Genomic DNA, 13,592 nt, shown 5'->3' with positions numbered 1-13,592 from the left:
CAGAAAGGTTGAGGTGCTTCAGAAGGATATTCCGGTACGTGAAAAAGGCACAGCATTACTTGAACGCAGATAAGCATTCCCCCGCTTCAAGTGCGCGGAGCACTAAGCGGTGGGTGAGTGGGATGCTTCTGTCAGTGGGAGTTGAAAGCTCCCACTGACAGATCGCGAAGCGACTGCGTTCATGAGCAAGTAGCGAAGCGGATTGCGAATGTCCGCTTTACATTTTATATGGTGGAATATGTGGAAGTGATCTTGGTACCTACCGTGGAAATCTTCCGTATGTTTCCTATCCCAGAATTCCTGGACATGAATTTTCAGCCCGCGTTGTTGAGGCGGATGAAAATGAATATGGAATCAAATCGGGAATGATCGTAACAGCAAATCCTTATTTTAACAAATCGCAGATTTTTTCAGCCGCTTCGCCTGCCGTACCCGTGTTTTTAATATCAAACTTCGCATATTTGCGGTAAAGATCACGGCGAATGAGGTACATATCCTGAACTTCTTTTTTTGTATGATTCTTAAACAACGGCCGCTCCGGATGCTGTGCAAGATTGGCATAGCAGTCCTCAAATGGGCGGTCAATGTAGAAGATCATTCCGTTTTTGGCGAGAATCTCGCCATTCCGGTCAAAGGTCAGCATGCCGCCGCCGGTGGAGACGACGGATGGACCAAGTGTGCATACCCGGCGGGCGATCTCGTGTTCATAATCGCGGAAAAGTGTTTCGCCGCCTTTGGCAAAGATTTCCGGGATCGTCATCTGATAATGTTCGATCAGCATCTGGTCAGTATCGTAAAATGGAAGTCCAAGACGTTCGGAGAGCAGCTTTCCGATGGTGGTCTTTCCGCTGCTTGTAAAGCCACATAAAATAATAGGACAGTTTCTTGCCATATCGAATCCTTTCTATAATAAGAGCATATCACTTCAGCAGATCTCATAATTTCCAAACCGCTCATGTGAAAATGCAGATTGACCGTAAAATCAGTAAAAACACATATAAAATACCATAAAAACAGAGGAAACGCAACTTATGAGTCAGCACTGCAGCAGCTATTCCGCCTTCAGAAGTGGATGATGTCCCAGAAACTGCTGAAGAGCCAGATTCCCGGACGCTTTCTTCCAGGCGGCGATGATCTCGACGACTTCCTCCTCGCCGATCAACGGAATAAAGACAAGGTTATCGGCGTTCGTCAGTTTCTGAGTGACGTAAGCCGGGATGATCGAGATCCCCTCTTCGGCGGACACCATCATGAGGATACTCTCGACGTCGTTGGACCGGAAAAAGATATCCGGGTGGTAGCCGGCTCGCTCGTACATCTCGTAAAAACGCAGATCACTGACGGAATCGCCGGTGCTGGATGGGGTCATAAACAGGAGACGTTCCCCGTGAAGCTCCGTGCGGCGCAGAGATGACCGCCCGGCAAACGGATGGCTGCCGTAGACCGCAACCATGAGCGGACTCCGCTCGATCAGCCGGTATTCGATGGAATCATTCTTTACAAGCTCGGTACTGTCCCATGTAAAAATAATATCGTATTCATCCTTCAGGAGCCCTGCGGCGAGAAGATCTGTGTTCCGCCGGTAGCAGGAGACGAGGATATTCGGATATTTATTATGGAAGAAACGCAGCGAGCTGGAAAAATTGCTCCGCTCAAACCCTTTCGTGTATCCGATGCGGAGTGTACCGACCATACCGGTAGAAACCTCCTGGATCCTGTTTACCGCCTGGTCGATCCGGTCGAGGATGGATCTGGCATCGTTCAAAAAGGCGCTTCCTGCGGGAGTCAGTGTGATCGGACGGCTTGTCCTGTCGAAGAGCGGGACGCCGAGACTGTCCTCCAGGGCATGGATCTGCTGGGTGATCGCGGTCTGCGTAATATAAAACTGATCGGCTGCTTTCGTGAAGCTGCGGCACTCGGCGGCAGCCACGAAATATCGGAGCTGGTTTGTATTCATAACGGAAACTTCCTCTCAAAAAATTCTGTATCGCCTGAAGAATATACATAAATTCCACATGTTTGATGAAAATGATCGATGATTCCTGCATAACATAAGTTTTCCTTATGATACCATACAAAAAGCGCGGTTGCAAATCCTTTTATCGGGCAGTATCATAAGGTTACTGACGTCGGGGCTGCGGATTTTGCCGATCTGGGCTGCGAAGCATCATCGGCGTCAAGAACCCCTGACGGCATAAAAGCCGACAGGAGATGGAAAAGGGGAGTTATATCATGAAACGAGAAAATTTTGGTTCGCGCCTGGGATTTTTACTGGTGAGCGCGGGCTGCGCGATCGGAATCGGAAACGTATGGCGGTTCCCGTATGTGGCGGGACAGAACGGCGGCGGAGTATTCGTCCTGTTCTATCTGCTGTTTTTGCTCTGTATGGGCGTTCCGGTCCTTACAATGGAACTTGCGGTCGGTCGTGCGGGACGAAAGAGTGCTGTCGGTGCTTACAAGGCACTTGAAAAGCCGGGAAGCCGGTGGCATGTACACGGATGGTTCTGTATGATCGGCTGTTATCTTCTGATGATGTATTACACGACGGTTTCCGGCTGGATGCTCAGCTACTTTGTAAAGTTTGCGACAGGAACTTTCACCGGAATGGATGCAGACCAGGTGGCAGGAGTATTTGGGGAAATGCTCGGCAATCCCGGCGAGATGGGTCTCTGGATGGCAGTAACGGTCATTGCCGGATTCTTTATCTGCAGCAGGGGACTTCAGAACGGACTTGAAAAGATCACAAAATGGATGATGGCAGCTCTGCTCGCCCTGATCCTTGTGCTGGCCGGACACAGCCTGATCCTTCCGGGAGCGAAAGAGGGACTCAGCTTCTACCTTCTTCCGGATATTAAGCGTGCGGCGGACGTCGGACTCGGCTCCGTGATCATGGGCGCCATGAACCAGTCATTCTTTACATTGAGTCTTGGCATCGCGGCGATGGAGATCTTTGGAAGTTATATGTCCGAGGACCACACACTTGCGGGCGAAGCGGTCCGGATCTGCGGTCTCGACACGCTGGTAGCGCTTTCCGCCGGACTCATTATCTTCCCGGCCTGCTTTTCCTTCGGGGTACAGCCGGATGCCGGTCCGCAGCTGATCTTCATCACTCTGCCGAATGTATTTGCCAACATGGCAGGCGGACGGATATGGGGAATGCTGTTCTTCTTATTCATGTCGGCGGCGAGCTTTTCCACAGTCATTGCTGTGTTTGAGAACCTGCTCTCCAGCTGCATGGACAACTTTGGATGGAGCAGAAAGAAAGCTTCTATATTAAATTGTATTTTTGTATTGATCGCAAGCCTGCCTTGCGTACTCGGATATAATGTGTGGAGCAGTCTGCACATTATCGGTGCGAGAGATGTCCTGGACTCTGAGGATTTCCTGGTCAGCAACCTGCTCCTTCCGCTGGGATCTCTGGTCTATCTTCTGTTCTGCGTGAGCAAGTGGGGCTGGGGATACGATAAGTATCTTGCGGAAGCGAACCATGGAACGGGACTTAAGATGCCGGAAGCGAAGTGGGTAAAGATCTATTTCCGCTATATTCTCCCGGTCCTGATCCTTGTGATCCTGATCCAGGGACTGGCGTAAGACTTAACAATTTAATGCGATATACGCATAAAAACTTTAAAGTGGAAAAGTTTTTATATTGAATCTGAAATAACAGTGTGTTATAATGAGCGCAAAAGAAAAATAAGCAGCTGCTTGGCAGAGCTTCATTTTTCTTTTGCCATTAACAAACAAAAAGCCTGTAAATTCAGGCAGTGAGTGCGTCAGCACGGGGTTATGAATTTGATGGCGGAAGCAAAAACTAAAAAAGAGGAGAGTACCACAATGAAAAAAATGATCGCACTGGGCATGGCAGCAGCTATGATGTGCATGTCCCTGACTGCATGCAGCGTCTCAACATCTTCCAAGACTGAGACAACCGCAGCAGCAGAAACAACAGCAGCAGACACAACCGCAGAGGCAGCGAAAGACGCAGAGAGCACCGCAGAGGCAGCCGGCGATCTCGTTGCAACTGCTGATTATCCGACAAAGCCGATCACAATGATCATCCCTTACGGCGCAGGCGGAACAACCGATACATGGGGCAGAAAACTGGCAGTTCTGCTTGAGAAATATTTAGGACAGCCGATCACGGTTACCAACCAGGGCGGTGCATCCGGATCCATCGGCAGCCAGTTCGTAAAAGAGCAGCCGTCCGACGGTTACACACTTCTTGTTTGTGCAGAGACAATGGGAACCTACAGAACTATGAACATCTGCGACCTTGGATATGATGACTTCACCGTTATCTCCCCGTTAGTCGGCGATCCGAAGGTTCTCGTAGTTGGCAAAGATTCCAAGTACAACACACTGGAAGAGCTTCTTGACGATATCAAGGCAAAACCGGGCAAGATCACAATGTCCCACTCCGGTCCTGGAGGAAGCGGACACAACCAGGGTCTCGTATTAAAGGAGCTCGGCTATGAAGTAGCAATGACAAGCTTTGATTCCGGTAATGACGCACTTCTCGGAGTTATCGGCGGACAGGTTGACTTTACAAACCCGAACATCTCCACACTCGGCGGCTATATCGAGAGCGGCGACGTAAAACCGTTAGCAGTATTCTCTGACAAGAGAATGGACGCTTACCCGGATATCCCGGCATTCACAGAGACAGTTCCGGAAGCTGAGAAGTACTTAAATATCCCGTACACACTTCTTTCCTTCGTTGTAAACAACGATACTCCGCAGGAGGTTGTCGACGTATTAAAGGCAGCATCCCAGAAAGTATTTGCTGATCCGGAGTGGACAGAGTTCGTAGAGCAGAATGCAGCTGATCCGGTATACAAAGAGTATACAGATGAAGCTTCCATCCAGGCCTTCTACGACAACTGGAAATCTGTTATCTGCTGGTTACAGTATGACAACGGTGTTGCTGAAAAGAGTCCGGAAGAGTTCGGCATCAAGAGAATTGGAGAATAATCAATGAAGAATAAAATTCATTCGCTGATCGTCGAAGGAATTGTATTTTGCGGGAGCGGCCTTGTGCTGCTCTCGTATTCTCTTTCATCCTACGCAAAGGGATTTAACAAGAGCTGGGCGCAGTCCCCGTATCTGTTTCCGCTCATCGTGGCGCTTGCCATGATCGGTCTGTCCTTATGGATCGTCGGAGAGGGAGTTACGGCAATGAAAAAAGAAGCCGCGGTTCCGAATGACAGGAAGGTGTCAAAAGCAGAAAAAACAGAAAAGCGGCGCTGGGTCGTGATCGCGCTGATCCTCTGTGTGCTCTACTATGCAGCACTTGCTTTTGTAAATGTTCCGTATGTGACCATCGGAATTTTATCTTTTGCGTACACATTTTCAACATTTGAAGTTGTGACCATCGTGTTCCTGATCGCCATGATGATCTTCATGGGCGTCAGAAAGATCCCGGTCCTCGTATTTGTACCGATCGGAACTACATTATTTTTAAGCCTTGCATTCCGCACATTCTTACATGTGCTTCTGCCATAGAAAGGAGAAAGGGAAAATGTTACAGATGTTATCCGTGGTCGATCCGCGGTTTATCCTCATGGTTCTCCTTGGTTCTGTGGCTGGTCTGTTCGTAGGTGCGATCCCGGGACTTTCCGTGTCCATGGCGACAGCGCTTCTTGTATCCATTACTTATACCTGGGAACATTCAGACGCCCTTGCGATGATCATGGGCGTATATGTAGTCGGAGTATTCTCCGGCGCGGTATCGGCGATCCTGATCAACATTCCGGGCGCTCCGTCCTCCGTTGTAACAACGCTTGACGGATATCCGATGTCGAAAAAAGGGCAGTCCTACAAAGCACTGTTTACCGCAACGATCTATTCCTTCATCGGAAGCTTATTTGGACTTCTGGCGCTCGGACTTCTCGCAGAGCCGGTCTCCAGAGTTGCGATCAAATTTACAAAAATGGATTATTTCCTGTTAGCTCTGTTCGGACTTGCGACGGTCGGATCCGTCAGCACGAAGAACTATGCGAAGGGCCTGATCAGTGTTATGATCGGTCTCGTGATCAGCATGATCGGACTTGACCCGTTAATGGGAACAAAACGTCTGACCTTCGGGATCCAGAACCTTACCGGCGGCGTCAGCACGGTACCGGCACTCGTCGGCTTCTTTGGATTCGCGGAAGTTCTCTCTGTTGTATACAACATGAAGCAGGAGCAGAACGTCCTTGCAATGGAAAAGACGAAAGTCAGCTTGAAAGAGATCTTAAAGAGCTGGAAACTTTCCTTATATACATCGACGATCGGTCTTTTAGTCGGAGCTCTTCCGGGAGCCGGCGGACCGGTGGCATCCTTTATCGCGTACAATGAGGCGAAGCGTCTCGTAAAGAAGCCGGAGGTTCCCTTCGGTGAGGGCGCGGTGGAAGGAATCGTGGCCAGTGAGTCCTCCAACAACGCATGTATCGGCGGTGCGCTGATTCCGATGCTGACGTTAGCGGTTCCGGGCGACGCAGTTACCGCGATCATCCTTTCCGTATTCTATGTCCATGGCTTACAGCCGGGTCCGTTATTTATCACCCAGAACAAAGAATCCTTCTACTCGATCGTAGTAGCGGGGATCATCGCGTGCTTTGCACTTTTACTGTTAGGACTGATTGTTGCCCCGAGGATTTGTAAGGTCATTACGATCCCGAAGAATATCATGATCCCGGTGGTAACGAGCCTCTGCGTGATCGGTTCCTTTGCGTGCAACAACCGTCTGTTTGATGTGGGACTCATGTTCTTCTTCGGACTGATGGGATTCATGATGCGCCGGTTCGATTATCCGGTTGCCCCGCTGATCCTTGCGATGGTACTCGGAAAGATGATGGATTCCAACTTCCGCCAGGCCGTGTCTCTGGCATCGTCCTCCGACAACCCGTTTATGGCGATGTTCGGACATCCGATCACGATCGTTCTTTCCATCTGTACATTATTCGTCCTTCTTGGAAATATTCCGTGGACGAAGCCGTATATCGATAAAGTAAAAGGCATCTTTTCAAGAAAAACGGCGTAATTTCAGATAATATTTCTGAAAAAAAGACCGGATCACCCAATTTCGACCGGCGTAGAATTTCCCGCCGGTGTGAAAGACGGTAAGAAATGAAAAAAGTATAAAAAGAGCAGGAAATCAGGCAAAAAGTGCTTGCATTTCCTGCTCTTTTTTGCTAAGATTATTACCTGTGACATGTAAAAAATCCTTGCTCCTGATACTGAAAATCGGGGGCCGGAAGACCAGAAGGAGGTTTAAGAAACTATGAACAAATACGAGTTAGCAGTTGTTCTTAGCGCAAAACTTGAGGATGACGAAAGAGCAGCCGCACTTGAAAAGGTGAAAGGCTATATCACACGTTTCGGCGGCAATGTCGTTGATGTGGACGAATGGGGCAAGAAGAGACTTGCATATGAGATCCAGAAGAGCAAAGAGGGATTCTACTACTTCATCCACTTCGAGGGCGAGGCAAACTGCCCGAACGAGGTAGAGGCTCATATCCGTATTATGGAGCCGGTTGTCCGTTATCTTTGCGTAAGACAGGACGCTTAATAAAGAAAGAGTGAGAATATGAACAGAGTTATCCTTATGGGTAGATTAACCAGAGACCCGGAAGTACGCTATTCCCAGGGCGAGCGCTCTATGGCGATCGCAAGATATACGCTTGCAGTTGACAGAAGAGGCAGAAGAAGCCAGGACGGCGATCAGGGCCAGACGGCCGATTTTATCAACATCGTAGCTTTTGATCGTGCCGGTGAATTTGCGGAGAAATATTTCCGTCAGGGCATGCGTGTACTGGTTTCCGGAAGAATCCAGACCGGAAGCTATGTAAATAAGGATGGCCAGAAGGTCTATACAACAGATATTATTGTAGATGACCAGGAATTCGCTGACAGCAAGGGTCAGGGCGGCGATAACAGCGGCTTTGGCGGCGGAAACAGCTACGGCGGCGGTAATCGCGGCGGCTACCAGCAGGCAACAAGACCTGCTCCGTCCAGTGCGATCGGCGATGGATTTATGAATATTCCGGATGGAGTCGAGGACGAAGGACTTCCATTCAACTAAATACCAGTCTGAGACAATACAGTGCGTTACTCCTAATTCGCTGTGAGTAGACTGAGTTTGCACGTGGCCGGACAAGCGTTGGACGGTTACAGACAACGAAACTAACAGGAGGTAATTTAAAATGGCATTCAATAAAGGTGACAAGTCCGATTCTTCCAGAGTAAGAAGAGGCGGCATGCATAGAAGAAAAAAAGTTTGCGTATTCTGCGGCGATAAGAACGGCGAGATCGATTACAAGGACGTAAACAAGTTAAAGAGATACGTATCCGAGAGAGGAAAAATCCTCCCGAGAAGAATCACAGGCAACTGCGCAAAGCACCAGAGAGCTTTAACAGTAGCTATCAAGAGAGCACGTCATATTGCTCTTATGCCGTACACATGTGAATAATTCCTTATAATAAGGATTTTCACGGATAAAGTAAGGTTTTATCTAATTAATTTGAAGCATCATTCGAGGATTCCATATGAGAGATCATGTGGGATCCTTTTTTTGCGCAGCAGGGAATTTCCTGTTACACAAAAAGGCGCTAAATGCCGATGATGTGCACCCGCGCGAAGATCGCGCTGAACAGATGGAGTTATGACAGGTATTGACATTAAATCGAAATAAGAAAAAGAAATTTGTTTTTCCTGAAAGCTGGAAAAATATAAGGAGCTGAATCAAAAGGGCTTTTAAGGATATTTATGTCTGAAAATTGACTTTTTTGCTGACACCCTTTATACTACATAGAGGAAAAGTCAAAAAAAGAAACAGCAATGTGGAAGGGCAGTAAAACTATTCAAGATGTAATTCAAAGATCCAGAACGTTATTCTGGACCTTTTTTTACAAGCTTCTGCATCAATGTTGTGAAGAGGCAACAAGTTGCTGTGCTGTTTCCACATTGGTTTGCGGTTCGTGAAAAGGTATCGAAAAGGAGAAGGAAGGGGGAGCTAAAAATTTCAACCGCCCGTTTTGACATGTTCTGAATAAGAAAATAAAGCCCACCGATATCCGGTGGCGGAATGGAGCATTTCAAATGATTCATGATGGATTTATCTATCTGGCCACTTTAATGCTGTTAGCAGCAATTCTGGTCAATCTTCCCGTGTACCTGCGGGGAAAAGGCGCACAGACCTTTTTTAAATTTGCGCCGCCGATCGTTCTGATCTATTTAGGCATGATGTTTTTATGTACTATGAAAGTATGGGATCTGCAGGATACGTCAGCCATTTACGTATCGATCAAAAATCCGTTACTCTACGCAATGCTGTTTTTAATGCTGCTGCGTTGTGATCTGAAAAAGATCATTAAATTAGGACCGAAAATGCTGATCGGTTTCTTCTCAGCGAGTATTTCAATCGGTGTTGGTTTTGTAGTAAGCTATGGTATTTTCCATAAATTACTGGGTCCGGAAAGCTGGAAAGCACTTGCAGCACTGTGCGGAAGCTGGTTAGGCGGCGGCAGTAATATGCTGGCGATTCAGGCAATTCTGGATGTAAGTGAAGAAAGTCTGGCATATTCTCTGGTAATGGATTCGGTTTGTGCAGTAATCTATGTTATGTTCCTTCTGTGGGTGATCAACTTCTCTAAGGAATTCAACTCCTGGACAAAGGCAGATGTACGTCTGATCGATGAAGTAGGAGCATCTCTGGAAAAAGAGGCAAGGGAGGACAAGAGACCTCTTAGCTGGAAAAACATGCTTCTTTTAATCGGCGTATCCTTCTTTATATCCTCTCTGTCCAAGGATGCCGGTGTTATGGTTGCGTCTGTTCTGCCTGTTTTTGATAAGGCAACCTGGACAGTTCTTCTTGTAACAGCTGTAGGTCTGATCGTAGCAATGACTCCTTTTGGAAAGATTAAGGGAACGGAAGAAGTTTCCAATATCATGCTTTACATTGTCGTCGCGATGATCGCTTCCAGAGCAGATATTTCTGCTATGGGAAATGCACCGGTATGGCTGGCTGCCGGATTCCTGATCCTGCTGATCCATATAGCGGTTATGGTAATCCTTGCAAAGCTGATCCGACTGGATATCTTTACCTGTGCGGTTGCATCTCTGGCGAATGTCGGAGGAACTGCGACAGCACCGGTACTTGCAGGTGCATACAGCAGCGCACTGGTTCCGATCGGTATCCTGATGGCTCTTCTCGGCAATATTATTGGAACACCGGGCGGCGCATTTGTAGGATACTTAATGAGCCTGATCGGGTAGAGAACAACAATTGAAACGGGTAATACAAGAACTCCGCACGGGAAGCTGTGCGGAGTTTCTTTTAAAACTCCATCACAAGCCCCGCATGCAGCTTGTGAACGGATTCTCCTAACGTCTCTCGCAGGAGATCAAAGGCATGATCTCCGGTACAGTGGCCGGTGTAGATTTCAGAAATACCGGTGGAGCGGATCCCTTCGGCGAGGGCAAGGATCTCTGCGTCGGTCTTATTATAGAGATGGAAGCCGCCGATCAGGGCTTTTACTTTTTTATTCGGGAAAGTCGCGGTGATCTCGCGGATAATGGTATCGGCGCCGCCGTGGGAACAGCTGTTGAAGATCACAAGACCGTCCGGGGTGTCGAAGACGAGACTCTGTTCGTGGGAGAAGGAATCCGGCTTCCAGTGCCGTTTTTCCTTCAGGTACATGTGCTCCCGGATTCCTTTTTTCTCCAGGCCCGGAGTCTTATGTGGAATCAGATAAACCCCGTCACACGGTGAAAAGTCCCCGGAGACGAGCTTGATCCGGTCCGGATACTTTTTTAACATGCCCTTTGGAATACCGATGTATTTCTTATAATTCCAGACACCTTTGCAGCAGTTTTCTCCGGTGGTTTCCCTAAAATAGAACGGTGCAAACGAATTTACCCTGAAAAATTCCGGGATTCCATCCGCATGGTCGTAGTGTGCGTGGGAAAGAACTCCGAAATCCACGTCTTTCATGTTCAGTCCAAGCACATCAGCATTCTTCAGAAAAAGCCTGGATGCCCCGGCATCGAGAAGAATATGTTTTCCATGATATTCAATGAAAATGGATAATCCCCATTCACAGCCGAGATTTTCGGCGGGGATGTTGTCTGAGAGTACGGTTGCTTTCATAAACATATGTCCTTTCATACACAAAATTTTGGAATTGGTGATTTGTGCTCATACGATCTATCGGTATCTAAGCCATTATATCATACTTTTTAATTTCTCAGTAAACAAAAGCGAAAAGACACAGGATATTTTGTATACAGTATAAATATGATAAACACTCAGCAGCCAGCCATGTCCGCCCCAAGCGGATCATGGACAAATGCCTGTATCTATGGTATACTATCCCCAAAGTCGGTTCTGATACATGGAGAGATTCTGCCCGAATTTCTCCATGCATAAAAAGGCACTAACGTGTCAAATGCACACTCGCGCAAGAGGAGTCTATCGCAAGCGACTGCGCTCGGCGCGAGAATGTGTCAAGGCACATTCTTTTTATGGTCTTGCTATGCCCATTTTTAAAGGGCGGCGGATAGGAGATAAGAATGAAAGATGATAAAAAGGTCAGCCATATTCTGCAGCTTTACCTTCAGTGGCCGGTATTTTTAACGGCACTGGTAATTCTTGCGGGAGCTGCGGTCAACCTGATCTCACGCAAGGCGGGACTCGTGATGCTTGCATTTACGGTGATCTACGCGGCGTGTGCCGGAACCCTGTATATGTACGGAAAGAAGCGGGCTCTCGGCAGTCTGGTGTCCTTTGCGTCGGCATACAGCTGGAGCCAGAAACAGCTTCTGGCGTCTCTGGAGCTGCCCTACGCGATCGCGGACACGGATGGTAAGATCCTTTGGATGAACCGCGCCTTTGAGGCGGTGACCAAAGAAGAGAAGAGCGCAGGGAAAAGCCTGACAATGCTCTTCAAGGAGATCACAGTGGAATCCCTCGAGAAGATGGAAAATGCGATGGAAGTCCATGTGATCTATGGGGAATCGAAATACCGCGTGAGTATGAAACGCGTGACGATCCGCCCGGATGAACTTGCCTCCGGAATCCCGGAGAAGCAGACAGAGCAGCAGATCCTTGCGGTGTATCTCTATGATGAGACAGAGCTCTACAACTACAAGCAGGCGATCACAGACCAGAAGATGGTCGCAGGCCTGATCTATCTGGACAACTATGATGAGGCGTTGGAGAGCGTCGAGGAAGTCCGCAGATCGCTCTTAACGGCCCTGATCGACCGAAAGATCAACAAGTACATTTCGGCGGTCAACGGTATCGTAAAGAAACTGGAGAAGGATAAGTATTTCTTCGCGATCAAGCAGTGCTATATGCCGCGTCTGGAAAAAGAGCGGTTTGGACTGCTTGAGGAGGTAAAGACCGTCAATATCGGAAACGAGATGGCGGTGACCCTAAGTATCGGTATCGGAATGAATGGCGATACCTACAGCCAGAACTATGATTATGCCCGTACAGCGATCGATATGGCCCTCGGCCGTGGCGGTGACCAGGCGGTAGTAAAATGCGGCCAGAAGATCCAGTATTACGGCGGAAAGGCCCAGCAGTTAGAGAAGACGACCCGTGTCAAGGCCCGCGTCAAAGCCCATGCGCTCAGGGAACTTCTTGAGACGAAGGACTGCCTGCTGATCATGGGACATAAGATCGGCGATATCGACTGTTTCGGTGCGGCGATCGGTATGTACCGGATCGCATCGGCGCTGAATAAAAAAGCCCACATCGTGATCAATGAGGTGACCTCCTCGGTGCGTCCGATGATGGAACGCTTTGAGACCGGCGATTATCCGAAGGACCTGTTCCTCACAGGAAGTGAGGCCGCGGATATCGTGGATAACAATACGGCGCTTGTCGTTGTGGACGTCAACCGCCCGAGTATCACAGAAGAACCGGACCTTTTAAAGCTTGTGAAGACGATCGTTGTCATCGATCACCACCGTCAGTCCAGCGAGATCATCACAAACGCGACGCTGTCCTACGTTGAGCCTTACGCGTCATCTGCCTGCGAGCTGGTGGCGGAGATTTTACAGTATGTTGCCGACAGTATCCGGATCAAATCTCCGGAGGCGGACGCTATGTACGCGGGAATCGTGATCGATACGAACAACTTTACAAATCAGGCGGGCGTCCGCACTTTTGAGGCGGCGGCGTTCCTTAGAAGAAACGGAGCGGACGTGACGAGAGTCCGGAAGCTGTTCCGTGACAGTATGGAGGACTACAAGGCGAGAGCCGAGGCAGTCCGTCAGGCAGAGGTCTATAAGAAATACTTTGCCATCAGCGTGTGCCCGGCAGAGGGCGTAGAAAGCCCGACAGTAGTAGGCGCACAGGCTGCAAACGAGCTTCTTGACATTGTGGGAATGAAGGCATCTGTCGTTCTTACCCCATATGAAGGCAAGATCTATATCAGCGCGAGATCGATCGACGAAGTCAATGTCCAGGTCATGATGGAAAAGCTGGGCGGAGGCGGACACAGAACGATTGCAGGCGCACAGCTCCCGGGCGCTACCGTTGAGGAGGCCAAGGAGAAGGTAAAAGGCGTCATCGATATGATGCTGGAGAAAGGAGAAATTTAAG

Annotated in this window: 13 protein-coding genes; 10 read left to right on the top strand and 3 right to left on the bottom strand. The window is 48.7% G+C overall.

The genetic code is table 11. The annotated features are described in order from the left end of the window. The first annotated feature begins 221 nt into the window (after positions 1-221). Complete coding sequence (locus FN001_RS02035; RefSeq protein ID WP_142410859.1) at positions 222-470, top strand: alcohol dehydrogenase catalytic domain-containing protein; 249 nt, start codon at positions 222-224, stop codon at positions 468-470. On the opposite strand, the gene FN001_RS02030 is transcribed toward FN001_RS02035, so the two are convergent. Further along, on the bottom strand, positions 386-892 hold the full coding sequence (locus tag FN001_RS02030) for a shikimate kinase (protein WP_142410622.1): 507 nt from the start codon (positions 890-892) through the stop codon (positions 386-388). The genes FN001_RS02035 and FN001_RS02030 overlap by 85 nt on opposite strands. A gap of 159 nt (positions 893-1,051) precedes the next feature. Beyond that, entirely contained in the window at positions 1,052-1,957 is a 906-nt protein-coding gene (locus FN001_RS02025) for a LysR family transcriptional regulator (protein WP_118531563.1), read from the bottom strand. Between the two features lie 275 nt (positions 1,958-2,232). On the opposite strand from FN001_RS02025, the gene FN001_RS02020 reads away from it, so the two are divergent. From FN001_RS02020 to FN001_RS01985, 8 genes are all read left to right on the top strand, one after another. Continuing rightward, complete coding sequence (locus FN001_RS02020) at positions 2,233-3,591, top strand: sodium-dependent transporter (RefSeq protein WP_142410621.1); 1,359 nt, start codon at positions 2,233-2,235, stop codon at positions 3,589-3,591. 243 nt (positions 3,592-3,834) lie between these two features. Then, positions 3,835-4,971 (top strand): Bug family tripartite tricarboxylate transporter substrate binding protein, encoded by a 1,137-nt coding sequence (locus FN001_RS02015; protein ID WP_142410620.1) that lies wholly within the window; start codon positions 3,835-3,837, stop codon positions 4,969-4,971. Between the two features lie 3 nt (positions 4,972-4,974). Continuing rightward, complete coding sequence (locus FN001_RS02010; protein ID WP_142410619.1) at positions 4,975-5,502, top strand: tripartite tricarboxylate transporter TctB family protein; 528 nt, start codon at positions 4,975-4,977, stop codon at positions 5,500-5,502. Between the two features lie 16 nt (positions 5,503-5,518). Next, complete coding sequence (locus FN001_RS02005; RefSeq protein WP_142410618.1) at positions 5,519-7,021, top strand: tripartite tricarboxylate transporter permease; 1,503 nt, start codon at positions 5,519-5,521, stop codon at positions 7,019-7,021. Between the two features lie 240 nt (positions 7,022-7,261). Next, a complete protein-coding gene (rpsF, locus tag FN001_RS02000; protein WP_117551872.1) occupies positions 7,262-7,549 on the top strand; it encodes a 30S ribosomal protein S6 in 288 nt (95 codons plus the stop codon). An 18-nt stretch (positions 7,550-7,567) separates the two neighbouring features. Then, positions 7,568-8,062, top strand: coding sequence for a single-stranded DNA-binding protein (locus FN001_RS01995; RefSeq protein WP_142410617.1), 495 nt, complete (start codon positions 7,568-7,570; stop codon positions 8,060-8,062). Positions 8,063-8,183: 121 nt separating this feature from the next. After that, positions 8,184-8,450 carry a 30S ribosomal protein S18 gene (gene rpsR / locus FN001_RS01990; protein ID WP_015552975.1) on the top strand — a complete coding sequence of 89 codons (267 nt, stop codon included), beginning with the start codon at positions 8,184-8,186 and terminating at the stop codon, positions 8,448-8,450. 629 nt (positions 8,451-9,079) lie between these two features. Continuing rightward, entirely contained in the window at positions 9,080-10,255 is a 1,176-nt protein-coding gene (locus FN001_RS01985) for a DUF819 family protein (RefSeq protein WP_142410616.1), read from the top strand. A gap of 61 nt (positions 10,256-10,316) precedes the next feature. Here FN001_RS01985 and FN001_RS01980 read toward each other — a convergent pair whose 3' ends face one another. Continuing rightward, a complete protein-coding gene (locus FN001_RS01980) occupies positions 10,317-11,129 on the bottom strand; it encodes an MBL fold metallo-hydrolase (RefSeq protein WP_142410615.1) in 813 nt (270 codons plus the stop codon). Positions 11,130-11,551: 422 nt separating this feature from the next. On the opposite strand from FN001_RS01980, the gene FN001_RS01975 reads away from it, so the two are divergent. Continuing rightward, a complete protein-coding gene (locus tag FN001_RS01975) occupies positions 11,552-13,591 on the top strand; it encodes a DHH family phosphoesterase (protein WP_142410614.1) in 2,040 nt (679 codons plus the stop codon). The last annotated feature ends 1 nt before the right edge of the window (position 13,592 follow it).

This window comes from Clostridium sp. Marseille-P7770 (assembly GCF_902143525.1).
Classification (GTDB): domain Bacteria; phylum Bacillota; class Clostridia; order Lachnospirales; family Lachnospiraceae; genus Pilosibacter.
The sequence above is the reverse complement of the archived record's forward strand: the minus strand, read 5'-3'. Positions and strand labels throughout refer to the sequence as shown.